The following is a 26,877-nucleotide window of genomic DNA, read 5'->3' as shown; positions in this document are numbered from 1 at the left end:
CTTCTTGCCTGTCCCTTTTTGCAGATTGCTTCGTCATACAAGGTAGAGAACGAACAATCCGAACCATCGAAAGGGTTTACATGGCTTTGCAGCACCGCACGTTGACAGCAGCACGCATGACGCTCCATCCCACCACCGGCGCCGTGCGCGCCGCGCTGGTCTTGTTTCTCGCCGTGGGCGGCGCCGGCGCCGGCGCCACTTTGCCGCACTTGGCGCTGGCGGCCGAGGCCAGCCAGGCAGCCAGCACACGCGACTACAGCATCCCCGCCGGCAGCCTGCGCGATGCGCTGGCCTCGTTTGCCATCGCCGCCGGCGTGAACCTGTCCACGCAGGGCGTGGCGCTCGACGGCCTGGTGACGCCGGGCTTGCAGGGCCGTTATGGCGTCGCGGCCGGCTTGCAAACGTTGCTGCAAGGCAGCGGCCTGGACGTGGTGGACGGCGGCAGCGGCAATTATATGTTGCGCAAAATGAATGCCAGCACGGCCGATGGCGGCCTGGCCAGCATGCCCGCCGTGGTCGTCAGCGCCGAGGCGGACCGCGCTACGGAAGGCACGGGTTTATATACGGCGCGCGCCATGTCGACGGCCACGGGCTTGAACCTGTCGCAGCGCCACACGCCGCAAACGGTCAGCGTGATTGCGCGCCAGCAAATGGAAGATTTCGATTTGACCACCTTGCAGGACGTCGCGCGCGCCACGCCTGGCATCTATGGCAAGACGCAGGGCGTGTCCGACCAGGAAACCACGTATTTTGCGCGCGGTTTTGCCTTGAGCCACGTCAACGTCGATGGCTTGCCGCTCGATGTCACGGGTTTCAATGAACGCAACGTCTCGGCCGACATGCTGATGTACGACCGGGTGGAAGTGGTGCGCGGCGCCACGGGTTTGATGGAAGGGGCGGGCGCGCCGTCGGGCAGCATCAACATGATACGCAAGCGCCCCACGGCCACGCCTCTGCTGAACGCGTCCGCTCACCTTGGCAGCTGGAAGGACCGGCAATTGACGGTGGACGCCGGCAATGCCTTGAACGCCTCGGGCAGCGTGCGCGGGAGGGTGGCGGCCAGCTGGCGCGACAGCGACAGTTTCGTCGATGTGGTCAACAACACCAATGGCACCGTGTATGCGATCGTCGAAGCGGACCTGACGCCATCGACCACGGCCGGCATCGGCTTTTCGCGCCAGCACAGCCGCACCGACGGCGTCTTCGTCGGCTTGCCGACGTTTGCCGACGGCCGCCACATGGACTTGCCGCGCTCGACCTTCCTGAACAATGCCGACTCGTTCCAGAAACGCGACAACAACGTCGTCTTCGCCGACCTGGAAACCAGGCTGGAGAAGGGCTGGCGCAGCCGCTTTGCCATCACGCGCATCGATGCCTCGTCCAGCACGCGCAACACCACCAACAGCCGCATCGATGGCGAGATCTATCGCTTCGGCCAGTCGGAAACGGGCTGGAAGTACAACACGGAACAGGTGGTGGCTGACTGGCGCCTGAGCGGCCCCGTCACCTGGTTCGGCCGCCAGCACGACGTCATCGTGGGCGCCAGCTACCGCCACGACGATTCGGATGCGGGTCAGAGCTGGGAGGGCGCCGGCACGCGCGTGATCGACATCCGCCAGTGGAATCCCCATGCCTATCGCATGAACGGCGCGCCGTTCGAGCCGTACAACTGGGGCCGCAAGACGGATGAGAAGGGAATTTATGCGGCCGGCAACTTCAGCCTGGCCGATCCGCTGCGCCTGGTGCTGGGCGGGCGCTTCGGCTGGTATGCGCAGGACGTGACGGGCTGGTATGCCAGCAACCCCACGTGGCGGCGCGGCCTGACGGAAAACGCGAAGTTTACGCCGTATGCGGGCCTCGTCTACGACCTGGACCAGCATCACTCCGTGTATGCGAGCGGCACGCAGATCTTCGAGCCGCAAAGCTCGTTGGATATGCGCGGCAATACTTTGCCGCCGTTGAGCGGCACCAACCTGGAAGTGGGCGTCAAGGGCGAGTACTTCGGCGGCCGCCTCAATGCCGGCGGCGCGCTGTTCCGCATCAAGCAGAATAACCGCGCGATGGCCGATGAAGTCAATTGCCCCACGGGCGGCGCCATCTATTGCGCCCGCGCGGCCGGGCAGGTGCAGAGCGAAGGCGTCGACCTGCAAGTGTCCGGCTCGCCTTTGCCGGGCTGGCAGATCGCCGGCGGCTACACCTATGTGCTGGCCAAATACACGAAAGACAGCGTGGCGGCGAACATCGGCCAGCGCATCGCCACGGATGAGCCGAAGCAATTGTTCAAGCTGTACACGACTGTGCAGCTGCGCGGCAGCCTGGCGCGCTGGAATCTGGGCGGCTCCGTGTACGCGCAGGACAAGATATACCGCCGCGACACGGGCTACCTGACGCAACAGGGCGGCTACGCCATCGTCGGCTTGACGGCCGGCTACCGCCTGAGCGAGCAGGTGCAGCTGCGCGTCAGCGTCGACAACGTGCTGGACCGCCGCTACTACCAGGGCCTCGGCTATGCGTGGTCGGGCGGGCTGGAACGCTACGGCGCGCCGCGCAGCGTGCTGCTGTCCCTGAACTACAAGCTGTAGGGGTGACGCCAGCGGAGCGCGCCCGGCTGGGCGCCTCTGCTACACTGCCGCCGTCTTCACTTTTACACGGTTCCCATGTCCGCCACGCCTGTCCTCACGCCCCTGAAAAGCGCTTTCCAGCAATCGCGCGCCGAGAATAACATCGAGCTGATCCTGCCCGAACTGCTGGCCGCGCAATTGCACGTCGTGATCGGCGGGCAAAGCGAGCAGATCGACCTGTTCCTCGTGCCGTCGCCGAATCCCGAGCGCCAGTGCGTGACGGTGGCGGAAGACCCGGCCTTCCTGGCCGGCATCAATTTTCCCAAGATTCCCGTCACGGGCGCGCAACTGATCGCGTCGATTCCTCCCGAGATCGAGATCGTCATCCTGCACGGCGATGGTGCCAACTACCTGACGCGCGAACAGCTGGCGTGGTTCCGCGGCATGCTGGCGCCGACCGCTTGAGCGCAGCGCCGTCTCGCAAGCTCAAAGGGGCACGCGCCGAATGGATACGCTTTGCGCCGGCCGACGATGCAAGTTCCCAGGCAGCGATGATGGCCAATCTGCGTCCCGTGCTGTGGCGCAGCGTGCTGCTGGGCGGCTGCGCCCTGATCCTCGCCTTTGTCCTGCAAGCCGTCTGGCGCGACGTGCCATACGCGGGCGATGCGGTGCTGCTGCTCCTGCCGGCGCTGGCCGCCTGGACCGTCGGCCTGGTCCTGCTGCCGGATCGCAATCTGTCCTTTGATGTCGAAATCAACGACGCCGGCCTGTTGCTGCGCCGGGTGGCGCGGCGTTTGCCCGGCCATGAGAAGGCGCTGCAGCTGGAACTGCGGCAGATACGCGCGCTCGAGGTGGTCGCCTACGCGGGCGCGGTAACCGTCTACCGGGGCGGGCCACCGATGGCGCGCCTGGAGCTGTTGCTGCACTCGACCCTCGACGACTGCCCGCTGATTCGCGTGATTGGCATGGATCTGCCCGTGCCGCAGCGCTGGTCCTTGCGGCAGATCAAGGACGAGTTGAGCCGCCGTTGCAAACTGGCCGGTATTCCTGTCGCCGTGCGGGCCGGTCCCACCTATCAGGAATCTGCCGCGATACGCGCGCAGTGGCCGCCAGGCTGAGCGGCCGGGAATTGTCGCATCAGGGCTGCGGAATATTTTTCTTTTGGCAACTATATTGCTGAAGTCCTATGAATATGTTCGCAAAGCAACTATACTCATCATTCTTTAAGAAATCATCGTCACGCTGGCGGCCAGATATCCGCGCCAGAGTTCGTACGCATTCCGCTTTTTCCCTCTGTAAAAAGCACCTTTCCCCCGCGCGGCAGGCGCGGGCGTGATGACCGAGCCTTGCCCTGGTCGACTGCTGCCGTTGTCATTTTCGCTGTGTTGCCGCTTTACTAAAAAGCCCGGCGCCGGCGCGCGGTGCGCCGTCATGTTTTGCGACGTCACGTTTCACTCTATTCGGTTCACGACAGTATGCTGAGTTCCATCTTTGCCGTATCGAACGATACCTTGCCGTACATCTATGGCACGCACAATGCCTGGCTGGTGTTGTTTTCTATCGGCATCGCCATTTTTGCCTCGCTCATGGCCTTGCAGATCGCCGGCATGGCGCGCAGCAGCGAGCGCGGCTTCCAGCGCCAGACGGCCATCATCACGGGCGCCATCGCGCTCGGCGGCGGCATCTGGTCGATGCACTTCATCGGCATGCTGGCCTTTGATATCTGCACGCGCGTGTCCTTCGCGCCCGGCCTGACCCTGCTGTCGATGCTGCCAGGCATGGGCGCTTCGTGGGTGGCGCTGCACCTGCTGGCGCGTCCGAGCATCAACTGGCGGCAATTGGTGGTCGGCGGCGTGCTCGTCGGAGTTGGGATCGGCTCGATGCATTACAGCGGCATGGCCGCCATGCAGACGTCGCTGGCCCTGCGCTACGAACCCTGGCTGTTTGTGCTCTCGCTGCTGGTGGCCGTCACCATGGCCATGCTGGCGCTGTGGGTGCGCTTCGGCCTGAACGCCATGCGCCAGCGCCTCAGTCCGCTGGCATCCTTGCTGGTCAGCAGCGTGGTGATGGGCCTCGCCATTTCTGGCATGCACTACACGGGCATGCTGGCGGCGCGCTTTTCGGGCACGCCCACGGCAGGCGAGAACACGATCACGGTGCAAGCCTCGTTCGTCGCCCTGGCCGTGGCCCTGATCACCGTCACCCTGACGGTGTTTGTGGCCGCCGCGAATGGCTTGCTGCGCTACCGCCAGCTGCTGCGCCACGCCAGCGCCAGCGAATCGCGCCTGCGCGCCATCGTCGACACGGCGGCCGATGGCCTCATTACCATCGATGGCCAGGGCAAGGTGCGCTCCTTCAATCCCGCCGCGGAAAGCCTGTTCGGCTGGCGTGAAGCGGACATCGTCGGGCGCGACGCCAGCGTGTTGCTGCAACCGGCCGACGCGGCCGAATACGAGGGCTATCTGCGCGACTATCTGGAAACGGGCGCTTCGCGCATCCTCGACAGCGGACGCGAACTCGATGGCTGCCACAAGGACGGCGCGGTGCTGCCCATGCGCGTGGCGATCGGCAAGATCGATACGCCGGGCCAGCCCCTGTTCGTGGCGTTCGTCACGGACATGCGCTCGTCGCGCAGCATGGAGCAGGCGCTCAAGGACAGCGAACGCCAGTACCGTACCCTGATCCGCAATATCCCGGGCGTGTCCTTCCACTGCAGCTTCGCGCCCGAATGGAAGATGATTTTCATCAGCGACGCCGTCTTCAACCTGACGGGCTGGACGCCGCAGGACTTCATCGAAGGGCGGGTCAGGCTGTTCGACCTCGTGCATCCGGACGACCGCCAGCGCGTCAACGACACCTGTGTGCAGGCGGCCGGCGAACAGCGCGACTTCGAGAACGTCTACCGCCTGATCCACCGCGACGGGCGCGAGCGCTGGGTGCGCGAAAGCAGCGGCCCCGTGCTCGACAACGACGGCGTGGTGCGCTGGATCGACGGCGTGATCCTCGACATCACGGAAAGCGAATTGCGCAACGCCGAATACGAAGGCAAGGTGACAGCCATCTCGCGCGCGACGGCCGTGGCGGAATTCGACCTGCAGGGGCGCATCCTGGCGGCCAATCAGAACTTCCTCGACCTGGTCGGCTACCGGCTCGACGACGTGCTGGGTCTGCACCACAGCATCTTCTGCGAACCCGCCCACGTGATCTCGCCCGACTACATCGCGTTCTGGCAGCACCTGGCGGGCGGCGAATTCAATACGGGCGAGTACAAGCGCATCGGCAAGGATGGCCGCGAAGTGTGGATACAGGCGTCGTACAATCCGATCTTCAACACGGACGGCAAGCCGTTCAAGGTGGTCAAGCTGGCCACCGACGTGAGCGAGCGGCGCGCCATGCAGGAAAACCTGCGCGCGGCGAAAGACCGCGCCGAGCTGGCCGCCGAATCGAAGACCAGCTTCCTGGCCAATATGAGCCATGAAATCCGCACGCCGATGAACGCCATCATCGGCTTTACGGAAGTGCTGCTGGGGACGGCCCTGGACAGCCTGCAGCGCCGCCACCTGGGCACCGTGCGCCAGTCGGCCCGTTCGCTGCTCGAACTGCTCAACGACATCCTCGACACGGCCAAGCTGGAAAAGGGCGCCACCGAGCTGGAACTGGTGGACTTCTCGCTGCCCGACCTGGTCGACCACGTGGCCGCCTCCCTGCGCGTCACGGCGCACGCGCGCGACCTGGTGCTGCATGTCGACGTCGATCCCGGCATGGGCCAGTTCTTCCTCGGCGACGCGCGCCGGGTGCAGCAGGTGCTGACGAATCTGATCGGCAACGCCGTCAAGTTCACGGAAGTAGGCCATGTGCGCGTGGCCGTCGGCATGCAGGGCGAGCAAGTGCATATCGCCGTGCACGACACGGGCATCGGCATTCCGGCCGACCGCCTGGACAAGATATTCGCCCCATTCACGCAAGCCGATTCCTCGATGAGCCGCCGCTTTGGCGGCACGGGCCTGGGCACGACGATTTCGCTGCAGCTGGTCGAGCTGATGGGTGGCACCATCACGGTGGAAAGCACCCTGGGCGTGGGCAGCGTGTTCCACGTGCTGCTGCCGCTGGCGCCGGGCAAGGCCGTGGCGCGCCGCAGCGAGCAGCCCGTGGCGGCCTTGCCGCCGCTGCGCATCCTGGCGGCAGACGACGTGCCGCAGAACGTGGAGCTGCTCCTGATCAGCCTGGGCGCGGCGGGCCACCAGGTGATCGCCGCCAGCGATGGCGAGAGCGCCGTGCGCGAGTTCCGCAAGGGCAGCTTCGACATCATCCTGATGGACGTGCAGATGCCGCGCATGGATGGCCTGGAAGCGACGCGCCTGATCCGCGTGCACGAGCGCGAGCAGGGCCTGAAGGCGACGCCCATCATCGCCCTGACGGCCAGCGTGCTGGAACAGGACCGCCGCGCCGCGCAGACGGCGGGCATGAACGGCTTTGCCTCGAAGCCGCTGGAAATGCACAAGCTGACGGCGGAAATCGCGCGCCTGCTCGATATCGCCGTGGCCATGCCGCCGCCGGCCGCCGGCGCGGCGGCGCGCGTGGCCGCCGGCCAGGTCGACTGGCAGCGCGGCATCGCCCTGTGGGGCGGCCGCGAAGCCTTGCAGCGGGCGATCGGCCGCTTCGTGCAGGCCAATGGCGACTGCGCCGCCATGCTGGCGGCGGAACTGGAACGCGGCGGCGGCAGCGTGGCCGGCCACCTGCTGCACCGTATCAAGGGCGCGGCGGGCAATCTGTGCCTGGTGCAGGTCGAAAGCCTGCTGGGACGCATCGAACAAGCGATCGCGCGCCAGCTGCCGGCCACCGAATTGCTGGTGCAGCTGGCCGCCGCCTTCATGGCGCTGGCCGGTGAACTGGAAGAGGTAAATATGCCGGCCGTGGCCATGGACGCGACGGCCGCCGGCGCGCCCCTCGATGCGCCAGCTGCCGGCGTCTTGCTGCGGCAAGCTATCGCCAGCCTGGAGGGCGGGCAGCTCGACGACGCCCTGATGGCGCAGATCGCCGCCATGCTGGCGCCGCATGGCCAGCAGCCGCGCCTGCAGGCGCTGGCCAGCGCCATCGACGACTTTGAATTTGCGCGCGCCGTGGGCGTGCTGCGCCAGCTGCTGGCGTGGCTCGAGGCTCCTGCGGCTGCCGACCTTTCCTGATACTGGACTGACGATGACCTTACAAGAAGACAAACCGATCCTGCTGCTCGTCGACGACGAAGCGACGAATCTGCAGGTGCTGCGCCAGATACTGCAGGACGATTACCGCCTGCTGTACGCCAAGGATGGCGAGAAGGCGCTGGAACTGGCGCAGAACAACCCCGTCGAACTGATCCTGCTCGATATCATGATGCCGGCCATGACGGGCTATGAAGTGTGCCGCCAGCTCAAAGCCATGCCGGTTACTGCCGCGATTCCCGTCATTTTCGTCACCGCCCTGTGCGACGTGAAGGACGAGGCGGACGGCTTCGACGCGGGCGCCGTCGACTACATCACCAAGCCCGTCAGCCCGCCCATCGTGCGCGCCCGCGTGCGCACGCACTTGTCGCTGGTGGACGCCGAGGAATTGCGCCGCTCGCGCCTGCAGGTGATCCAGACCCTGGGCCAGGCGGCCGAATACAAGGATAACGAGACGGGCATGCACGTTATCCGCATGAGCTATTACGCGCGCCAGCTGGCACTGGCGGCCGGCTACAGCGCGGCCAGGGCGGAAGATTTATTGAATGCGGCACCGATGCACGACGTGGGCAAGATCGGCATCCCCGACGCCATCCTGCAAAAGCCGGGCAAGCTCGATGCGGACGAATGGAACGTCATGCGCCGCCACGCGGAAATCGGCGCGGCCATCATCGGCGAGCACGCGGGCGGCCTGCTGAAAATGGCGCGCACCATCGCCCTGACGCACCACGAGAAATGGGATGGCAGCGGCTATCCGCAAGGCCTCAAAGGCGAAGAAATCCCGCATGAAGGCCGCATCGTCGCCATCGCCGACGTCTTCGACGCGCTCACCAGCGAGCGCCCCTACAAGCGCGCCTGGGCGATCGAAGAGGCCATCGCCACCATGCAGCGCGACAGCGGCACGCATTTCGATCCCGCGCTGCTGGCGCTGTTCATCGAACAGCTGCCGGCCATGCTGGAGATCAAGGACAAGTGGCGCGAGCCGGCGTAGGGCGTATCAGCTCAGGGCGGGTCCACGCGCAGGCGGTCGGCCAGCAAGCGCGCATATGCTTCAGTGCTGCCGAATTGCACATGGGCGCATGCCATGCTTGTGCCCAAGGCTGCCATGTGGCGAGAGGATATCGCATAGGCAAGTTTGCCGGGTTGTCGCCGCGATGGATACACGAAACCATGAATCGCGCCTGCCTCCTGCGCAATGATCTGATCCAGCTGCCAGCCCAGCCATTGGCACCAGCCGTGGTCGGGACTGCGCAATTGATCGTAGATACCCAGGCGGCTGGCGGCCAGCCCGGTCAGATCAAGCAATTGCAGCGGGGCGCTGAACGACAGCGTGGCGATCAGGGCCAGTTCCGCACCATGCGCGATATAAAAGGTGCCCGGACGCGTCACGTCGTTCTGGCAAAGCTGGGCTTCCCAGGCCGCCGTATAGGCATCGTCCGCAAGATACGCCCAGTGATAGGGGAAGCCGGCCGCATCTGCCAGTTCGGCGGGTGGGCCGAAGCGGTAGGTGCGCTGGACTTTCAATGGCCAGATCGATGCCATGTTCCACGCCGCGCGCACCACGGCCTGGCCTGCTGGATGGGTGATGATATGACTCAATAATTCAGCGCGCAGCAATGCCAGCGCCGGCAGGCGCGTGATCATTTCTGGCGGGACAAGCGTATCTTTCAGTTGTAGCGTCATGCGAGGCTAGCCTACGATATCGGCCATGCCCCTATGCTGCCACTTCGCCGCCGCCAGCACCTTGCGCAACCTCTCGCTGGCGGGCAGATCCAGCAGCGCCTGCTGACTGGGATGCACTTCGGCCCGCGTTTCGAACGATTTGCCTGCAAGCAGCTCTGCCGGCGACAGTTCGTTGAGTTCGTCTGCGCTGCTGACCCAGAAGGCATGAATGTCACTGCCGGGCTGGCCGGCGAGAATGGCGAGCACGGGCGCGATCAATTCCGGCACGGGCTGGACAAATTGCCACGCCGGAAACTCCTTGCCGATACTGCGCCCCTTGGGTGTCACGCAATAAAACCGCTGGCTTTCCACTGCGCGATACAGCGACGCCTGCGACAGTTCCACCCATCCTTGCCCAATGACATCGGATACCTTGAGTTTTGACACGGGAAGTTGCAGCGGTATCGATGGCGGGGTGGCGCGCAGAGAGGCGCGCGCCGCATCGAGCGCGCGCGTGGCCAGGTCGATCAGGCGCTCGCGCTCGGGACCTTGCGCCAATAGGTCGAGCTGTGCGCTCACCAATTGCGAGAATTGTTCCACTACCCGCAGGTCGTTGTCGGTCCATTCCCGGCGCGCGGGCGCCAGAGTGTCGTGATGCAGATGCGCTGTCATGTTCGCTCCTCGGGTATATGCGCCAGGCGTCTTACACACAAGATTATCATGTTTCGCAACTTTATCAAGCGAAAAACGCATCTTTTCTGCATCAGGCAGCGCTGTATGTCAGGGCAAGCTGTCCGGCAACCGCAAGATCCGCCGTATCTCCAGAATCGCCTGCGGACTTTCCTGCACGCTGTGCCAGGAGGGGATGACTTTTTCCGACAGCGCGCCGTCGAGGTGGGCGCTGGCGTAGGGCACCACGCCGTCGCTCGATTCGGCCAGGGGTAGCTCCGGCGTGTCGTTGCCCATGATGGAGTAGTAGCGCACTTTCGGGCTGATGGGCAGGTCCGCCACCAGGCGCACGAACGGGTCCTTGTCGCTGAGGTTATCGATGCTGTTGGGGATGCGCAGCGGCTCGCTGCTGCCCGTGTCGAGCTGCGCCAGGCTGCCGGCCGCGTCGGACAGCTGGTCGAGCATGGTGATGGGCAAGGTGACGAGATTGGCGATCCAGCGCGCCACCTTGTGGTTGGCGAACGAGGTGCCGCGGTGCGGCGCGGCGATGAAGATGGCGCGGTTGACCTGCGGCATGGCCGTGAAATTGAGGTAGGGCGCCAGTCCTGCGCGCACTTTTTCCGCCTTCTTGCCCTTCAAATTGTATTCTTCCGTGATGGCGTCGAGCAGGGTGTTGCTGGCGTCGGACACCATCAGGCGCGCCAGCACGCCGCCCATGCTGTGGCCGATCAAGACCATCTCGTTCGCGGCGTCCGCCTTGCCAGCCGGGTCGAACTGCGCCAGAGTGGCGGCGAGCGCCTTGCGGATGGCGGCGTTATTGGCGGCCAGCGGCGCATTGCTCGGATAGTACACTTGCCAGATCTGGTAGCGGCGGCGCAGCTGTTCGTCGCCCATCAGTTCATTCGCCACGTTGATCCACGCTTCCGGGCTGCTGGCCAGGCCGTGCAGCATGACGATGGTGCGCTTGTTCGGGTCGTAGGGCTGCATCAGGTGCACCTGCGGGCGCGAAATGCCGTCGGCGCGGCCGAACAGGGTGCGCAGCGCCTGCACGCCGAAGCCGGAGCGGGCCAGCCACAGGCCATAGCCGGCCGTGAAGTTGGCTGCCACGGGCAGTTCCTGGCCTGCCATGCGCGTCGATTCGCTGCGCGTCGGGTCGACCAGCATCACCAGCAGCTGCTGCGTGGCCAGGACTTCCTGCAGGCTGTTGCCGTCGAAGCGGATCAGCGCCGTGACGACGGGGAAGCGGGTTTCCTGGTACGGCACATAGTCGCCTGTCGACGCCGGGGGCTTGGGCATGACGGCCACCAGGTCGGCGCCGAAGCCGTCGCGCCGGTACACATTGCGCAGGCCGGAAAACGTCAGCGAGGTGGCCGGCAGCAGTTCTTCCGGCAGGGTGCCGTCTGCGGGCAGCCGCAGGGCAGACAGTTCGCTGTCGATCTGCCAGCCGGCGACGCGGATCACATGGCCGTCCGGGCGGTATTCGCCGCGGTGGCGGAACAGGTTGCCGACGGCCTTTTGCACGGCGTAGTTATAGTAGTCGCGGATCTGCGTCTGGCGTTCCTCGAAGGCGCGCTGGCCCGGCGTGCGCGTCGTGTAGAACAGGTAGGCGTAGGCATAGCGGGCCGATTCCAGCCACGCGGCCAGCAGCTCGGCGCTGGGGTGGCCGCCCTGTTTTTCTTCGGCCAGGGCGCTTTCCAGCCACAATTCGGAGAGGGTTGCCAGGCGCTGTTCGTCGCTGAGCAGCTCGGAGCGGGCCAGGTCGGCGCGGCAGCTGCCCGTATTGGCTTCGCAGGCGGCGATGTCGCTGCCGATGATGCGCAGCACTTCGCTGGCCGATGCGCTGAGTTTGCCCGTGGTGAGGATGTCGCCGCGCCGCTGCTGCAGGTAGTCGGCCGGCGAAATGGCGCTGACGGTGACGGCGGCGCAGCCGCTCAGCAGCGCCGCGGCACAGAGCAGGGCGCCCAGGCGCAAGCGCCGCATCAGCGTGGCCGGCATCTCAGAACGAGTAGACCAGGGTCAGCGAGGTTTGCGTATCCGTGTTCTTCTTGTCGTCCGGTACGCGGGTATCGTTGCGGGCGCTGAAGGCGGCCTTCATCTGCATGGTGCCGTTGATTTTCGTGCTGAGGGCCGTTTCGGCGATCGAGTGGGTGTTCGAGGTGCCCCGTTCCACGCTGACCGTCTGCGTAAACATGGCCGACTGGCTGATCTTCCACTTCATGGCGGCCGCGCCGCGCACCGTCAGGCCGTGTTCCGATTCGCCTGCGTCATTGGTGCCGCTGAAATAGCCAGGACCGAATTCCACGTCGACGCTCTTGTCGCTCGACTGATACCAGCGCGAGCCGTGACCGACGGCCAGGGTCGAGTACTTGGTGTAGGCGCCGAACTTGTCGTTCACGTGCGAGGCCAGCACGAACAGTTTTTCATGGTCGGCCATCAGCTTGTAGGCGGCCTTGGCGGAGGCGGAAAAGCGTTCGGCCGAGCGTTCGCGGATCTTTTGTCCTTCGTCGTTCGTCGTTTCGTCTTCCTTGAAGTAGCCGCTGAAGATGTACTGGTTGCTCCAGTCGTCGAGTTCCTGGCGCGCGTCGATCTTGCCCGTCACCGAGGTACCGACCGTGTTGCCCGAGGTGGTGATGGCGCCCAGTTCGGCGGAAGTGCTCCAGCTGCCGATGGGGATTTCATCAAACAGCATGCTTTGCTTGGTGTCGGCGGCGGCGGCGTTGCCGCAAGTGATGGCCATGGCCAGCGCCAGTGCGAGAGAGTGGGTCGATTTCATGGCTGTAGTGGTCTGTGGCGCGCGCCAGGCGCGCCTGATGTTCGTTAGTGGCAGTGGTGGCGATGCTGGCCGCGGCAAGCCGGGAAGCGCCGATAAAACATGCGCGCGCGGGCGCGGCCAAACATTGTCGAGGCTGTATTGTACCCGACCCCGTCAACGTTCGCCGCACGCCCCGGCGCGCACGAATGCTGCTATATTGATGGAAATATTGCAAACCTGGCATGTGTGGATGATGACGATGAAAATAGCTTGCAAGCTTGTCACCGCGGTCTGGCTGTGCGCGGCGGTGCAGGCCGGGGCCCAGGCGCTGGAGACGACGCCGGGAGCGGGAGCGGCACCGCCACTGACGCAATCGATGATACGCGACGCCGTGCGCGCCGTACTGGCGGAAGAGGCGCAGGCGCGCGACGCACTTCCGCAGCCGGCCATGCAGCAGGTGACGATACGCGCCGACCGGAAATACGAGCAGTTCTCCGCCGCCTTCGCCGAGGCGAAGGTGCCCGACTGCCTGCACGCCGACGGCTTGAAGCGCCAGCCCACCAGCATCGGCCCGATCGGCATCGGTGGCGTGTATGCCTTGCCCTTCGTGGCGATCGCCAAGCTGCGCGGCAAATGTAACTAGCCGGCCGCCGCCTGGCGGCGCACGCCGGGGCTGGCAAGTGGCGCGCGCCTGGCGTATGCTGCGCGTATTTGCTGCCTGATCTTACAAGGAATCCCCCGTGCGCTGCCTGGTCATCGAAGACGAAGCCGAAACTTCCCGTTACATTTGTGCCGGCCTGCGCGAGGCGGGCCACGACGTCACCGCCTGCGACAATGGCATCGACGGCATGCGCCTGGCCTGCGGCGAGGACTGGGATGCGCTGGTGCTCGACCGCCTGCTGCCCGGCGAGATCGACGGCCTGGCCATCGTCGCGCGCCTGCGCGGCATGGGCCGCAACACGCCCGTGCTGGTGCTGTCGGCCCTGTCGAGCGTCGACGAACGCGTGCGCGGCCTGCGCAGCGGCGGCGACGATTACCTGTCGAAACCGTTCGCGATCGCCGAACTGCTGGCGCGCATCGAGGCGCTGCTGCGCCGCGCCGCGCCCGTGCCCGAATCGACGCAGCTGCAGGTGGCCGACCTGGTGCTCGACATGCGTACCATGCGCGTGACCCGCGCCAACCGGCAAATCGCCCTGCAGCCGCGCGAATTTCGCCTGCTCGAATACCTGATGCGCCACCAGGGGCAGTCCGTCACGCGCGCCATGCTGCTCGAAGCCGTGTGGGACTACCATTTCGACCCGCAGACCAACGTCATCGACGTGCAGGTGAGCCGTTTGCGCACCAAGGTGGACAAGGAGTTTTCTCCGCCGCTGATCCACACGGTGCGCGGCGTCGGCTACACCCTGGGCGTGCTCGACAGTGCGTAACTTGCACCGCTCGATCGCGGCCCGGCTGGCGCTCGGCTATGGCGTGCTGGTGGTCGTGTCGATCAGCATCGTCTGCGCCGTGTTCTATTTCGGCACCATCGGCGTGCTCGATCGCAGCGTGGACCGCAAGCTGACCCTGCTCTCGGAGCGCCTCGCCGCGCTGTACGAGCAGGGTGGCAGCAGCCGCACGACGGCGGAAATCGCCCATCTGCTGACCGACCGCACCGACAGCGACACGGAGATCTTTTTGCTGGTCGATGCCGATGGCCGCCGCGTGGCAGGCAATCTGTCGTCCTGGCCCGACCTGGGCAGCCCCGTGGGCCGCCTGCTGCACCGCGACGTCACGCGCGAAGGGCGCCGGGTGCCCGCGCGCATGCTGATCCGCGACCTGACGGGCGGCACGCGCCTGTTCGTCGGACGCGACATGGAGGAGGGCAAGTCGATCCGCACGCTGGTGCTGCGCTCGCTGGCCTATGGCGGCGGGGTGGCTATCCTGCTGGTGGTGGCGGGCGCCTGGCTGTTCCGCCGCCAGCTCGAGGCGCGCATCGGGCAGATCCGCCGCACGGCGGGCGAGATCGAGGCGGGCGACCTGAGCAGGCGCATTCCCGTCTCCAGCGAGGATGAATTCGGCTTGCTGAGCCGCGACATCAATCGCATGCTCGACCGCATCGAACACCTGATGGAAGGCGTGCGCCACGTGTCGAACGCCATCGCGCACGACCTGCGCACGCCGCTGGGACGCATCCGCAACAAGCTCGATGGCGCCTTGCGCCAGCAGCAGGGCGTGGCCGGCTACGAGAGCGCCGCGCAGGCGGCCATCGACGACATCGACGACCTGACGCGCGTGTTCGACAAGCTGCTGCAGATCGCGGCGGCCGAATCGGGCATGCGTCCCGAGAATTTCGACGACATCGACCTGCACCAGATCGGCGCCGATATCGTGGAAATGTATGAAGCGACGGCCGACGAGCAGGGCGTGCTGCTGGTGCAGATGTATGGCGAGGGCGTTCCGGCGCGCGGCGACCGCAACCTGCTGGGCAGCGCCCTGGCCAGCCTGGTCGACAACGCCATCAAGTACGCGGGGCAGGGTGCCACGGTGGAAGTGTCGGCCGGCAGCGATGCGCAGGGCAGCTGGCTGGCCGTGCGCGACAACGGCCCCGGCGTGCCAACGGAAGAACTGCCGAAGCTGACGCAGCGCTTCTACCGCCTCGACAAGAGCCGCCATTTGCCCGGCAATGGCCTGGGCCTGTCCATCGTGGCGGCCATCGCGGCCCTGCATGGGGGCAGTCTGGAAATCGAGGATGCGGCGCCGGGCTTGCGGCTGCGCCTGCACCTGCTGCGCTAGCGTAGGCAGGCAGCACATTACCAACTTGTAACCCCCATTGTTTTAGCTCCCACCTATCATCCGCTCTACCCGGCGTAGAGCGGCTGCATGCGTGCTGCCGCCTGTTTCGGGCTGCCCGCGGCCTGCCGCGGTTTGTCTGTTCCGATCCGTCGCAGAGCCGTTTTCATGCCTACTTTTACCGCCACCGGCGACAACGCCGCGCCGCAACAGGCAGCACCGCGCCAGCATGGCCACCGCCTCAAGGCCGCGCTGGGCGCCGTTGTTTTTCCCCTGCAGCGCGCGCGCTGGCAAGCCTTTGTCGCAGGCACGCCTGGCCTGGCGGCGCTGGCGCACGCCCATCCCAGCCTGCTGTACAAGATTTACCGTCCTTACGCCAGCCGCCAGCTCGGTTGCGCGGCGCGGGTGGAGCTGCTGCGCGGGCATTACCGCTTCCTGTGGCAGGCGGGCGCGCGGCCGCTGGTGGAATACGCGGCGCGCCGCGCGCTGATGCTGGCCGCCATCGAGGGCAAGGATGGCGCCATCTACCGCCTGCAGCTGACGGCCATCCACGACAGCCACCGCGAGGGCGACCTGTGCCTGCGCCTGACGCGCGACGGCGTGTCGCTGTACCTGGCCAGTTTCCTGTTCCGTCCCCAGCCCGGCGGCGCCGTCATCCAGCTGGGCGCCTTGCAGGGACTGCGCTCGCAGGCGGGCGCGCAGGCGGTGAAGGAAGCCACGCGGGCGCTGCACGGCTGCCGGCCGAAGAACCTGATGGTGGCCGCCTTGCGCGACCTGGGCGATTTTTTCGGCTGCGGCCACATGGACCTGGTCAGCAACGCCAACCGCATCGCGCTGAACTGGCGCCGGCGCCGCCACATCTCGTGCGATTACGACCTGGCGTGGCGCGAACTGCATGCGCTGCCTGCCGGCGACGGCAATTACCGCCTGCCATGCGGCCCTTGCCGGATGCCGGACCTGGAACTGGTGCCGTCGAAAAAGCGCGCTGATGCGCGCCGCCGCGGCGCCATGCTGGTGCAGCTGGCGGCGGACATGCGCTGGCAAGTGGCGGCCCTGTTGCAGCCGCAATGACGGGGCAGGGCGGCATTTTTTGACCTGCGCGGCTTTTTTGCCGGGCGGCCCGGCGCAAGCGGCGCGATCGGCGTATACTTGCTGGCGTTGTTAACCTGAAGCCAGTCACCCCATGCCAGCACAATTCCCCACTTCGCGCATGCGCCGCCTGCGCGCGACCCCGCAACTGCGCGAGCTGTTCCGCGAAACCGAGATCAATCCGCGCGACCTGGTCCTGCCGATCTTCGTCGACGAAGGCAGCAGCGATTTCATCGACATCAAGTCCATGCCCGGCGTGCGCCGCATTCCCGAAGCGAAGCTGGCGCAGGAAATCGAGCGTTACGCGCGCGCCGGCCTGCGCTCCGTCATGACCTTCGGCATTTCGCACCACAAGGACAGCCACGGCACGGACACCCTGAACCCGGACGGCCTGGTGGCGCGCATGTCGCGCATCATCAAGGACGCCGTGCCGGAAATGGTCGTCATGTCCGACACCTGCTTCTGCGAATACACGGACCACGGCCATTGCGGCATCCTGCATGGCGACACGGTCGACAATGACAGCACGGTGCTGAACCTGGGCAAGCAGGCCGTCATCGCGGCCCAGGCGGGCGCCGACATCATCGCCCCTTCGGCAGCCATGGATGGCCAGGTGGCGGCGATCCGCAGCGCGCTCGATGCGGCCGGCTTCCACGACACGCCCGTGATGGCGTATTCGACCAAGTTCGCCTCGGGCCTGTACGGCCCGTTCCGCGACGCGGCCGGCAGCACCCTGAAGGGCGACCGCAAGACCTACCAGATGGACCCGATGAACCGCCGCGAAGCGGTGCGCGAGTCCCTGATCGACGAAGCCGAAGGCGCCGACGCGCTGATGGTGAAACCTGCGGGCGCCTACCTCGACATCATCCGCGACCTGCGCGAAGTGACGCGCCTGCCGATTGGCGCCTACCAGGTCAGCGGCGAATACGCGATGATCAAGTTCGCCGCCCAGGCGGGCGCCATCGACGAGCGCCGCGTGGTGCAGGAAACCCTGGGCGCCATCAAGCGCGCGGGCGCGGACATGATCTTTACGTATTTTGCGATGGATGTGCTGAATAATCCGTATTGAGCATTCCCGGCGTTTTTCTCACCCCGAAAGCAAATTCCGGGGTCAGACCCGGCGGGTCTGACCCCAGCATTTACGCTGCAGGGGTTCTCTCTGCATTCCTCACGCCCATGCCCCTGAAAATCTCCCGCATCCTGCACGCCGGCTATGTCTTCGAATGCGAAGGCACGGCCATCGCCTTCGATCCCATCGTTGAAAACCCGTTCAGCCGCAACTGCCACGCGTTTCCGTCCGTGCGCTTCGACCTCGACGCCGTGCGCCGGTTGCGCTGGAATGCCGTCTTCATTTCGCACTTCCATGACGACCACTGCTCGCTCGACAGCATCGACGTGCTCGACCGCGCCACGCCCATCTATCTGTACTGCGTCTTCGACGAACTGTTCGCGATGCTGCGCGCGCTCGGCTTTACGCAAGTGCAGCGCCTGCACGTCGACGTGCCCGTGCGCGTGGGCGCCATCGAGGTGATCCCGCGCCGGGCGCTCGACGACGATGTCGATTCGCTGTTCCAGGTGCGCGCAGCCGGCATGAACGTGCTCAACGTCGTCGACTCGTGGATCGGCCCCGAGACGCTGGCGCAGCTGGCCGCGTTCGCGCCGTGGGACATGGTGCTGTGGCCATTCCAGACCATGCGCGAGATCGCCGTCATCGCGCCGTCGCTGGCAGCGCGAGGCCCGGTCGAACTTCCCGACGACTGGGTGCCGCAGCTGCGCGCGCTGGCGCCCCGTTACCTCGTGCCCAGCTCCTGCCAGTTCGTGCAGGAAGACTGGTCCTGGTACAACCACGCGATGTTCCCCGTTACCTACCGCCGCTTTGCCGATGAAATCGGCGCCGCGCTGCCCGAGGCGCACATCTTCCGCCTCGATCCGTCGACGGCCGTGCTGCTCGACGCGCACGGAGTGAGCAGCGCCGAACCCTTGCCCTGGGTGCTCCCGGTCGGACCGCAGGACGTGGATTTCGACTACCGTCCCGACGCGCCGCCGCCCGCCACGGCGGACATCGCCCGCCGTTTCGCGCCCTTGAGTGCCCATGATGCGGCGCTGGTGCTCGATTTTTGCCAGGGTGGCTTGCTTGAACGCTACCGCGACATGGAACTGCCCGAGGACAGCTACTTCCAGCAACCGCGCCTGTGGCGCTTGGCCCTGTATGGCCATGACGGTGCGGCCACGGTCCTGCATTACCGCACGCACGGCGACTTGATCGACCTCGTGCCCGAGACGAACGAAGCGCCCGGCTGGACCACCGAGGTGCCGCTGGTGAAATGCCATGCGGCGCTGGTGCTCGGTGAATCGCTGACGTCGATGTACATGCGCATCAATGACGGTCCTTTCGATGCCGGGGCGCGGGCCGCACTGGCGGAGGCCGACATCGTCGACGACCCGCTGATCCGCTGCCTGTTCAATGACGCCATCGGTGCCTACCAGGCGGCGCAGCTCAAGCGCTTGCTGGCCCGCTGAAGAAAGTCGCGCGACAGAGTAAGATAGCTGCTTCTGACTAGAACGGGAAAGACACCATGGCACAAGACAACGAAACCGCGATCCTGGCCGGCGGCTGCTTCTGGGGTGTGCAAGACTTGCTGCGCCGCTATCCGGGCGTGCTTGCCACGCGCGTGGGCTACAGCGGCGGCGACGTCGCCAACGCCACCTACCGCAACCACGGCACGCATGCGGAAGCGATCGAGATCATCTTCGACCCGAGCACCATCAGCTACCGCAAGATCCTGGAATTCTTCTTCCAGATCCACGATCCCAGCACGCCGGACCGCCAGGGCAACGACCGCGGCACGAGCTACCGTTCGGCCATCTTCTACACGAACGACGAGCAAAAGCGCGTGGCCGAAGACACCATCCGCGACGTCGACGCCTCCGGCCTGTGGCCCGGCAAGGTGGTGACGGAAGTGGCGCCGGCCGGCCCGTTCTGGGAAGCGGAACCGGAGCACCAGGATTATCTGCAGCGCTTGCCGCACGGCTACACCTGCCACTACATCCGGCCGGACTGGGTCTTGCCGCAGCGTCAACAATAAGCGTCACGGGAGACGGCCATGCGCTATTGGCAGGTGGAGCGGCGGCAGGCCGAGGGGCAGCTGGATCTGGGGCGCGCCCTCGACCTGGTGGCCGCCATCGGCCATGCCGACGTGAATGCCGTCGCCGGGGCCATCCTGAAGACGGTCAGCACGGCCGCGCCCATTTCCCAGTGCACGATCTTTGCCTATGAATTCGGCAACCGGCCCCGCACGGTGGCCGTGGCCGACCGGCGCGGCGGACGTTTCCTGCAGGATATCGCGGACAGCTACGCGCGCCATTACTATGCGCTCGACGGCAACCAGCGCGTGATCGCGCCCGCGCCCGGGCGGAAAATCGATCCCGCCATCGTGCTGCACCAGCAAGCGACCGACGAGATCGACCATCCCGGCTACCGCGCCACCTGCTATCAAAAACCGAATGTCTCGGACCGGCTGTCCCTGCTGGTGCAGCCGGCCGGCGATATCTGGTTGTCCGTCAATTTTTACCGCGACAGCAGCCAGGGCCAGTTCCAGCCTGGCGAAATCGCCGCCATCGAAACCCTGTCACCGCTGTTCGCCCATGCGGCCAGGCACCACTACAGCTTGAACGGCCAGCCCGCGCAGGGTGTCGCGCCCATGATGCTGGCCAGGCTGCGCCAGCATTGTCCCGCCTTGAGCAAGCGCGAACTGGACGTGCTGCGCTGTGTGCTCGAAGGCTTCACGGCCGTGGAAATCGCCGAGACCATGGGCCTGCAGCCATCGAGCGTCATCACCTACCAGAAGCGCGCGTATAAACGCCTGGGCATTTCCAGCCAGCGCCAGTTGTTTGCCCTGTGCATGGCGCCAGCGCCTGTCTAGTCCCTTGGACGTAGGGACGGCTCCGCCTTTTTGACGGTGTTCGCCGCGAAATGTCCCCAAAATGGGGACAGGGTTCGCGGCGCGCGTCTGCATACTGTGTTGCAAGCCGGGATCACCCGGCCGCTCTCACCCAATAAAATCAACAAGGGGAGGGCGACACCTTATGGAGACCTGCATGACCATCGCCCAAGGGGCCACCCCCGCCATCGCCGCCACCCCGGCGCCCGTCCTCGACGCGGCCAGCGTGCAACTGGAACAGCAGGTGATGCGCAAGGTATCGCGCCATCTGCTGGGATTTCTGTTCCTGCTGTTCGTGTTTTCCTTTCTTGACCGCATCAACATCGGCTTTGCCGGCCTGACCATGATGCAAGACCTGGGCCTGTCCGGCACCCAGTTCGGCTTTGCCACCACCCTGTTTTACATCGCCTACATTGCCTGCAGCATTCCCAGCAACATCGTGCTGGCGCGTATCGGCGCCCGTAAATGGATCGGCAGCATGATGATCGCCTGGGGCCTGGCCTCGACGGCGACCCTGTTCGCCAGCGGCCCGGCCAGCTTGTATGCGCTGCGCTTTTTAGTGGGCGTGACGGAGGCGGGCTTTCTGCCCGGCATGCTGCTCTACCTCACGTACTGGTTTCCCAGCGCCTACCGGGCACGGGCCAATGCCCTGTTCATGATCGCCATGCCCGTCACGGCCGCCATCGGTTCGGCCCTGTCAGGCCTGATCCTGGGGCTGGACGGTCACTGGGGCTTGAAAGGCTGGCAATGGCTGTTCTTGCTCGAAGGCATGCCTTCCGTGCTGCTGGGCCTGGCCGTCTACGGCTACCTTGACGACTCGCCCAACAAGGCAAACTGGCTGTGCAAGCTGGAACAGCAGGTGCTGGCGCGCATGCTGGCCGCCGAGCACAAGCCTGATGCGCCCCGGCAAAAAGTCTCCGTGCTGGCGGAAATGCTGTCGCCCACCGTGCTGAAATTCGGCATCGCCTACTTTTGCCTGGTGAATACCCTGGCCATGGTGGCCGTGTGGACGCCGCTGATCGTGAAAAGTTTCAATAGCGGCGCCAGCAACACCCAGATCGGGCTGCTGGCGGCGATACCGCAAGTGTGCACCGTGATCGGCATGATCGTCTGGGGCCGCCGCTCGGACCGCTTGCAGGAGCGCCGCTGGCATATCGTCTGGCCCATGCTGCTGTCGGCCGGCGGTTGGCTCTTGACCGCCTATTCTGGCAAACCCGTGCTGCAGTTGCTGGGCGTGTGCATGGCCTCGACGGGCGCCTACACGGCCATGTCGGTCTTCTGGACCACGCCGGACCGGGCCCTGAGCCTGGGCGCACGCGCCATCGGCATCGCCGTCATCAATGCCACGGGCAATATCGGCTCGGCCCTCAATCCCGTCGTCGTGGGCTGGCTGAAGGATTTCACGCACAGCTTTGCCACGGGCTTGCTGTATGCCAGCGTGCTGCTGGTGGCGGGCTCGGCCATCGTGCTGACCCTGCCCATCGCGCGCGGCGGCAAAACACATTCTTGAGAGGACACCATCATGCGCGACACGTTTCACCCTTATCCCCATGTGCCGAAAGTGTATCCGCCCGGCAAGCCTGCGGGTGCCGGCACGCAGCACGTGCCGGTCCTGATCGTCGGCGGCGGCCCCGTGGGCCTGGCCACGGCCCTGGGCCTGGCGCGCCACGGCGTGCGCTCGGTGCTGATCGAGGCGGACGATGGCGTTTGCACGGGCAGCCGCGCCATCTGCATCTCGCGGCGCAGCCTGGAAATCATCGATCGCCTCGGTGCGCTCGACGGTTTTATCAGCAAAGGCTTGCCATGGGCGGGCGGCCGCAGCTTTTACCGCGACGAGGAAGTGCTGCACTTTACGATGCCGCAAGACGCGAACCAGAAATTGCCGCCGATGGTCAACCTGGCGCAATACCATATCGAGCAATTCCTGCTCGACGCGGCCGAACGCCAGAGCGAGCTGATCGATATCCGCTGGCAAACGCGCGTCACTGGCGTGCAGCAGCGCGCCGATGGCGCCACGGTCACGCTGGCCACGCCCGATGACACCTACACCATCGACACGGACTGGCTGGTGGCGGCCGATGGCGGGCGCAGCGTCGTGCGCGAGGCGTTGGGCTTGAAATTGCAGGGCACCAGCTATGAAGGCCGCTATGTGATCGTCGATATCCATCTGAAAAGCGAGCGCCCCACGGAGCGCCTCGCGTATTTCGACCCGCCGTCGAACCCCGGCTCGACCGTGCTGGTGCACAAGCAGCCAGACGATATCTGGCGCATCGACTACCAGCTGCGCGACGACGAGGATGCGCAGGCGGCCGTGCTGCTGGAAAACGTGGCGCCGCGCGTGGACAGCCTGCTGGCCATGATGGGGGAGACACAGCCATGGCATCCCGTGTGGATCACCATCTACAAGGCCAACGCGCTGACACTGGAAAAATACCGGCACGGCGCCGTGTTGTTCGCGGGCGATGCGGCCCACCTGGTGCCCATCTTCGGCGTGCGTGGGGCCAATTCCGGCATCGACGATGCGGACAATCTGGCCTGGAAGCTCGCCTACGTCGTCAAGGGCCGGGCGCCGGATAGCTTGCTCGACAGCTATTCGAACGAACGCGTGTTCGCCGCCCATGAAAACCTGCGTCACGGCACGAAAAGCACGGAATTCATGGCGCCGCCCACGTTTGCCTTCGAGCTGATGCGCACGGCCGTGCTGGGCCTGGCGGGCAAGCATGCGCACGTGCGCTCGCTGATCAACCCGCGCCAGACCAGCGCCATCGCGTATGCGCAATCGGCCTTGAATGCGCCTGAGCTGGACGTGTTCACGGCCGGTCCCGCGCCGGGCACGGTCTTGCCCGAGTGCCCGCTCGCGCTGCCGCACAACGGCGGTCAAAAAGCGCGGTATATTACCGATTTGCTCAAACGCGCGGATGGCCATTTCACGGGCCTGTATTTCAGCGACGATGGCGCGGTGCCAGCGGAACTGCTGGCGCTGGGCGACAGCTTGCCGTTGACGACCGTGGCGATCGCCCGCAGCGGGGCGCAAGGGGGCGCCTGGGACCATACGGCGCAGGTATGCTCGCTGTTCGACGCGCAGCCCGGCACGTTTTATCTCGTGCGCCCGGATGGGCACGTGCTGGGGCGCTGGCGCGAGGTGAGGGTGGGGCAGGTGGCGGATGCATTGAAACGCGCGTTGTCTTGAACCAAACCCAGTGGCAAATTCCGGGGTCGGACGGGGGCGCCGAGTCCCTGAGGGTCCGACCCCAGCTCTTCCGCTTTTTGGGTTAACGAAGGAAGAGCACAGTAAATCAGGAGATCATATGACCGACATCGAACTCGATAATTTATACACCGAGCTGTGCCACACCATGGGCGGCCTGGGCGAGCAGCGCTCGCCGCTGTTCCTGGCCCGCTTCGCCTTGCTGGCCATGGGCGCCATCGGCCAGGCCGACGTGGTGCAAGGCTTGCTGCGCGACGCGGCCGACGGCCTGGCGGAGCGCGCATGATAGGCGCCGGCTACCAAAGCGGCTTCGGCAACGAGTTTGCCACGGAAGCCATCCCCGGTGCCTTGCCGCAGGGGCAAAATTCGCCGCAGCAAGCGCCGCTGGGCCTGTATGCGGAACAATTGTCGGGCACGGCGTTTACGGCGCCGCGCGCGCAGAACCGGCGTTCCTGGCTGTACCGCATCCGTCCCGCCAGCCAGCATCCGCCGTTTACATTGGCTGAAAACACGCGCATCGTCAGCGATTTCCACGCCATGCCGCCGACGCCGCCGAACCAGCTGCGCTGGGACCCGCTGCCGCTGCCCGACGACGCCACGCCGGTCGATTTCATCGATGGCTGGCAAACGATGGCGGGAAACGGCAGCGCCGAAGCGATGAGCGGCTGCGCCATCCACGTGTACGCGGCCAACCGCTCCATGCAGCGCTTCTTTTATTCGGCCGACGGCGAATTGCTGGTCGTGCCGCAGGAAGGGCGGCTGGCGATTGCCACGGAACTGGGCTTGATCGAACTGGAACCGCAGGAAATCGCCGTGATCCCGCGCGGCGTGCGCTTCCGCGTGACCCTGCCGGACGGCAAGGCGCGCGGCTATGTCTGCGAAAATTTCGGCACGGCTTTCCGCCTACCGGACATGGGGCCCATCGGCTCGAATGGCCTGGCCAACAGCCGCGACTTCCTCACGCCGCACGCGGCCTACGAGGATATCGACGGCGATTGCGAATTGGTGGCCAAGTTCGGCGGCCACCTGTGGCGCACGACGCTCGACCATTCACCGCTCGACGTCGTCGCCTGGCATGGCAATTACGCACCGTACAAATACGATTTGCGCCGCTTCAATGTCATCGGCTCGATCAGCTACGACCATCCGGATCCGTCGATCTTCCTCGTGCTGCAGGCGCCGAGCGAAAATCCGCTGTTCGGCGCCATCGACTTCGCCATCTTCCCGCCCCGCTGGCTGGCCGCCGAGCACACGTTCCGCCCGCCCTGGTTCCACCGCAACGTGGCCAGCGAATTCATGGGCTTGATCCACGGCGTGTACGACGCCAAGGCGGCCGGTTTCGTGCCGGGCGGCGCCAGCCTGCACAACTGCATGTCCGGCCACGGTCCCGATGCGCAGACGTTCGAGAAAGCCTCGCACAGCGACACGTCCGCGCCCGCGAAGGTGGCCGACACCATGGCCTTCATGTTCGAGACGCGCACCATCCTCAAGCCCACGCCGTTCGCGCTGGACGGCGGCCTGCTGCAACACGATTATTTCGAGTGCTGGCAAGGCTTGCGCAAGCATTTCGATCCGGATCCTGATTGATCAGGCGGCCCGCGCCCGCGTATGCGGGTTGGCGGGCCGGTCGAGGTCCAGGTGGCCGCGCAGGGTGCTGCTGGCATACTCGGTGCGGAACAGGCCGCGCCGCTGCAGTTCCGGCACCACCAGCCGCGTAAAGTTATCGAAACCTTGCGGCAGCAGCGGCGGCACGACGTTGAAGCCGTCCGCGCCCCGTTCCACGAACCACTGCTCCATCACGTCGGCCACCGTCTTGACGGAGCCGATCGCTTGCAGGTGGCCGCGCGCCACGCGAAAGCGCAGCACCAGCTGGCGCAAGGTCAGGTGCTCGCGGCGGGCAAGCTCCAGCTGCTGCTGGAAACGTCCCTTGCCGTTGTCGCCGGCCGCGTAGGGCAGGTCGGGCAGGGGGCCGTCGAGCGGGTAGCCGGACAAATCGAAGCCGCCAAATTCCAGCTTGCTGAAGTCGACCAGCGACTGCAGCTCGCCGAACTGGTCCTGCGCCTGCTGGTCCGATTCGGCCACCACGACGGACAGCCCGGGCGTGACTTTCAATTGATCTTCCGTGCGTCCGTATGTCGCCATGCGGTCTTTCACGTCCGCGTAATACGCCTGCGCCACGGGCAGCGAGGTGGCGGAGCAGTACACCATCTCGGCCAGCCGCGCGGCAAATTCGCGGCCCGTCTCGGAATTGCCCGCCTGGACCAGCACGGGGTGGCCCTGCACGGGACGGGGCAAGTCCAGCAAGCCTTGCGAGGCGAAATACTCGCCCTGGAAATCGAGCGCATGGCCCGCTGCCGGCTGGTAGAACCGGCCGCCGGCGCGGTCTGGCCGGTCGAAGGCATCGTCGTCCCAGCTATCCCACAGGGCCTTGGACAGGGCGACGAATTCGTCGGCCCGCGCATAGCGCTGCGCGTGGCTGCGCGGTGCCTCGATGCCGAAATTGCGGGCCGTGTGTTCGCCGAACGAGGACACGACGTTCCAGCCCGCGCGCCCGCCGCTCAGGTGGTCGAGCGAACTGAATTTGCGCGCCACGTGATACGGGTGTTCGTAATTCGTGTTGACGGTGGCGATCAGGCCGATGTGGCGCGTGACGGCGGCGATCGCCGACAGCAGGGTGAAAGGCTCGAACGGCAGGCCGATGGCGGCGCGGCCCGTGTCCGCCGTGACGTCGCCGGCGCGGCCGATGAAGTCGGCGATGAAAAAGCTGTCGAACCTGGCCGCCTCGGCCAGCCGGGCGGCGCGCAGCCACCAGGCCAGGTCGGGCCGTCCGCTGGCGCTGGCGGACGGATGGCGCCAGGCGGCAGGGTGGTGGCCGTGGCGCTGCAAAAAGACGTTCAGGACGAGCTGGCGTGCTGGCATGGGGGAAGCTCCGTGGTGGGGTGGCAACATGATCTGCGTCAATGCCGATGCAAGCTTCGGGCCAGCAAGGGGCCAGCGCCCGCATATGCAAAATCCGGATAAGCTA

General features: G+C 65.8%; 23 protein-coding genes. 17 read left to right on the top strand and 6 right to left on the bottom strand.

Annotated features, from left to right (window positions below):
• Positions 1–116: 116 nt before the first annotated feature.
• The 3 genes from D9M09_RS14085 (at position 117) to D9M09_RS14075 (ending at position 3,679) form a co-directional block, all read left to right on the top strand.
• Positions 117–2,582 (top strand): TonB-dependent siderophore receptor, encoded by a 2,466-nt coding sequence (locus D9M09_RS14085; protein WP_121669627.1) that lies wholly within the window; start codon positions 117–119, stop codon positions 2,580–2,582.
• A 75-nt stretch (positions 2,583–2,657) separates the two neighbouring features.
• Positions 2,658–3,026 (top strand): hypothetical protein, encoded by a 369-nt coding sequence (locus tag D9M09_RS14080; protein WP_070291444.1) that lies wholly within the window; start codon positions 2,658–2,660, stop codon positions 3,024–3,026.
• Complete coding sequence (locus tag D9M09_RS14075) at positions 3,023–3,679, top strand: hypothetical protein (RefSeq protein WP_139143688.1); 657 nt, start codon at positions 3,023–3,025, stop codon at positions 3,677–3,679. Before D9M09_RS14080 ends, D9M09_RS14075 begins: the two co-directional genes overlap by 4 nt.
• A gap of 105 nt (positions 3,680–3,784) precedes the next feature.
• Here D9M09_RS14075 and D9M09_RS29000 read toward each other — a convergent pair whose 3' ends face one another.
• Positions 3,785–4,009 (bottom strand): hypothetical protein, encoded by a 225-nt coding sequence (locus D9M09_RS29000; RefSeq protein WP_139143139.1) that lies wholly within the window; start codon positions 4,007–4,009, stop codon positions 3,785–3,787.
• 27 nt (positions 4,010–4,036) lie between these two features.
• On the opposite strand from D9M09_RS29000, the gene D9M09_RS14070 reads away from it, so the two are divergent.
• Positions 4,037–7,744, top strand: a complete 3,708-nt coding sequence (locus tag D9M09_RS14070; RefSeq protein ID WP_121669625.1) for a PAS domain S-box protein — start codon at positions 4,037–4,039, stop codon at positions 7,742–7,744.
• 13 nt (positions 7,745–7,757) lie between these two features.
• The gene (locus D9M09_RS14065; RefSeq protein ID WP_121669624.1) at positions 7,758–8,753 is read left to right on the top strand and encodes an HD domain-containing phosphohydrolase; all 996 of its coding nucleotides are present in this window, start codon (positions 7,758–7,760) and stop codon (positions 8,751–8,753) included.
• Positions 8,754–8,764: 11 nt separating this feature from the next.
• Here the strand turns inward: D9M09_RS14065 and D9M09_RS14060 are convergent, their stop codons facing one another.
• The 4 genes from D9M09_RS14060 to D9M09_RS14045 form a co-directional block, all read right to left on the bottom strand.
• Positions 8,765–9,445, bottom strand: a complete 681-nt coding sequence (locus D9M09_RS14060) for an RES family NAD+ phosphorylase (protein ID WP_162995680.1) — start codon at positions 9,443–9,445, stop codon at positions 8,765–8,767.
• A gap of 6 nt (positions 9,446–9,451) precedes the next feature.
• Positions 9,452–10,096, bottom strand: a complete 645-nt coding sequence (locus D9M09_RS29655) for a hypothetical protein (RefSeq protein ID WP_227741975.1) — start codon at positions 10,094–10,096, stop codon at positions 9,452–9,454.
• Between the two features lie 108 nt (positions 10,097–10,204).
• On the bottom strand, positions 10,205–12,088 hold the full coding sequence (locus D9M09_RS14050) for an esterase/lipase family protein (RefSeq protein ID WP_121669622.1): 1,884 nt from the start codon (positions 12,086–12,088) through the stop codon (positions 10,205–10,207).
• 1 nt (position 12,089) lies between these two features.
• The gene (locus tag D9M09_RS14045) at positions 12,090–12,866 is read right to left on the bottom strand and encodes a DUF481 domain-containing protein (protein WP_070218454.1); all 777 of its coding nucleotides are present in this window, start codon (positions 12,864–12,866) and stop codon (positions 12,090–12,092) included.
• A gap of 238 nt (positions 12,867–13,104) precedes the next feature.
• Between D9M09_RS14045 and D9M09_RS14040 the strand changes: the two genes are divergently transcribed.
• The 12 genes from D9M09_RS14040 (at position 13,105) to hmgA (ending at position 25,439) form a co-directional block, all read left to right on the top strand.
• Positions 13,105–13,488 (top strand): hypothetical protein, encoded by a 384-nt coding sequence (locus D9M09_RS14040; protein WP_162995679.1) that lies wholly within the window; start codon positions 13,105–13,107, stop codon positions 13,486–13,488.
• A gap of 97 nt (positions 13,489–13,585) precedes the next feature.
• Positions 13,586–14,272, top strand: coding sequence for a winged helix-turn-helix domain-containing protein (locus tag D9M09_RS14035; protein WP_070218452.1), 687 nt, complete (start codon positions 13,586–13,588; stop codon positions 14,270–14,272).
• Positions 14,265–15,617 (top strand): sensor histidine kinase, encoded by a 1,353-nt coding sequence (locus D9M09_RS14030; protein ID WP_121669620.1) that lies wholly within the window; start codon positions 14,265–14,267, stop codon positions 15,615–15,617. Before D9M09_RS14035 ends, D9M09_RS14030 begins: the two co-directional genes overlap by 8 nt.
• A gap of 165 nt (positions 15,618–15,782) precedes the next feature.
• The gene (locus D9M09_RS14025) at positions 15,783–16,685 is read left to right on the top strand and encodes a VirK/YbjX family protein (protein ID WP_162995678.1); all 903 of its coding nucleotides are present in this window, start codon (positions 15,783–15,785) and stop codon (positions 16,683–16,685) included.
• 112 nt (positions 16,686–16,797) lie between these two features.
• Positions 16,798–17,772 (top strand): porphobilinogen synthase, encoded by a 975-nt coding sequence (gene hemB, locus D9M09_RS14020; protein ID WP_070218449.1) that lies wholly within the window; start codon positions 16,798–16,800, stop codon positions 17,770–17,772.
• A 107-nt stretch (positions 17,773–17,879) separates the two neighbouring features.
• Positions 17,880–19,223 carry an MBL fold metallo-hydrolase gene (locus tag D9M09_RS14015; protein ID WP_121669618.1) on the top strand — a complete coding sequence of 448 codons (1,344 nt, stop codon included), beginning with the start codon at positions 17,880–17,882 and terminating at the stop codon, positions 19,221–19,223.
• A gap of 56 nt (positions 19,224–19,279) precedes the next feature.
• The gene (gene msrA, locus D9M09_RS14010; RefSeq protein WP_070310624.1) at positions 19,280–19,789 is read left to right on the top strand and encodes a peptide-methionine (S)-S-oxide reductase MsrA; all 510 of its coding nucleotides are present in this window, start codon (positions 19,280–19,282) and stop codon (positions 19,787–19,789) included.
• Between the two features lie 18 nt (positions 19,790–19,807).
• Entirely contained in the window at positions 19,808–20,626 is an 819-nt protein-coding gene (locus tag D9M09_RS14005) for a helix-turn-helix domain-containing protein (RefSeq protein ID WP_121669617.1), read from the top strand.
• Between the two features lie 175 nt (positions 20,627–20,801).
• Positions 20,802–22,154, top strand: coding sequence for an MFS transporter (locus tag D9M09_RS14000; protein ID WP_205602370.1), 1,353 nt, complete (start codon positions 20,802–20,804; stop codon positions 22,152–22,154).
• Positions 22,155–22,166: 12 nt separating this feature from the next.
• On the top strand, positions 22,167–23,834 hold the full coding sequence (locus tag D9M09_RS13995; RefSeq protein ID WP_121669616.1) for an FAD-dependent oxidoreductase: 1,668 nt from the start codon (positions 22,167–22,169) through the stop codon (positions 23,832–23,834).
• Positions 23,835–23,952: 118 nt separating this feature from the next.
• Positions 23,953–24,138 (top strand): DUF2783 domain-containing protein, encoded by a 186-nt coding sequence (locus D9M09_RS13990; protein ID WP_070218444.1) that lies wholly within the window; start codon positions 23,953–23,955, stop codon positions 24,136–24,138.
• Entirely contained in the window at positions 24,135–25,439 is a 1,305-nt protein-coding gene (gene hmgA / locus D9M09_RS13985; protein WP_070291429.1) for a homogentisate 1,2-dioxygenase, read from the top strand. The genes D9M09_RS13990 and hmgA overlap by 4 nt, the downstream gene beginning before the upstream one ends.
• Here the strand turns inward: hmgA and D9M09_RS13980 are convergent, their stop codons facing one another.
• Complete coding sequence (locus D9M09_RS13980; protein WP_121669615.1) at positions 25,440–26,771, bottom strand: LLM class flavin-dependent oxidoreductase; 1,332 nt, start codon at positions 26,769–26,771, stop codon at positions 25,440–25,442. It abuts the gene before it with no gap.
• Positions 26,772–26,877 lie beyond the last annotated feature (106 nt).

The organism is Janthinobacterium agaricidamnosum, from assembly GCF_003667705.1.
In the GTDB taxonomy this organism is placed as follows: domain Bacteria; phylum Pseudomonadota; class Gammaproteobacteria; order Burkholderiales; family Burkholderiaceae_D; genus Janthinobacterium.
This window is presented reverse-complemented; position numbering and strand designations above follow the sequence as displayed.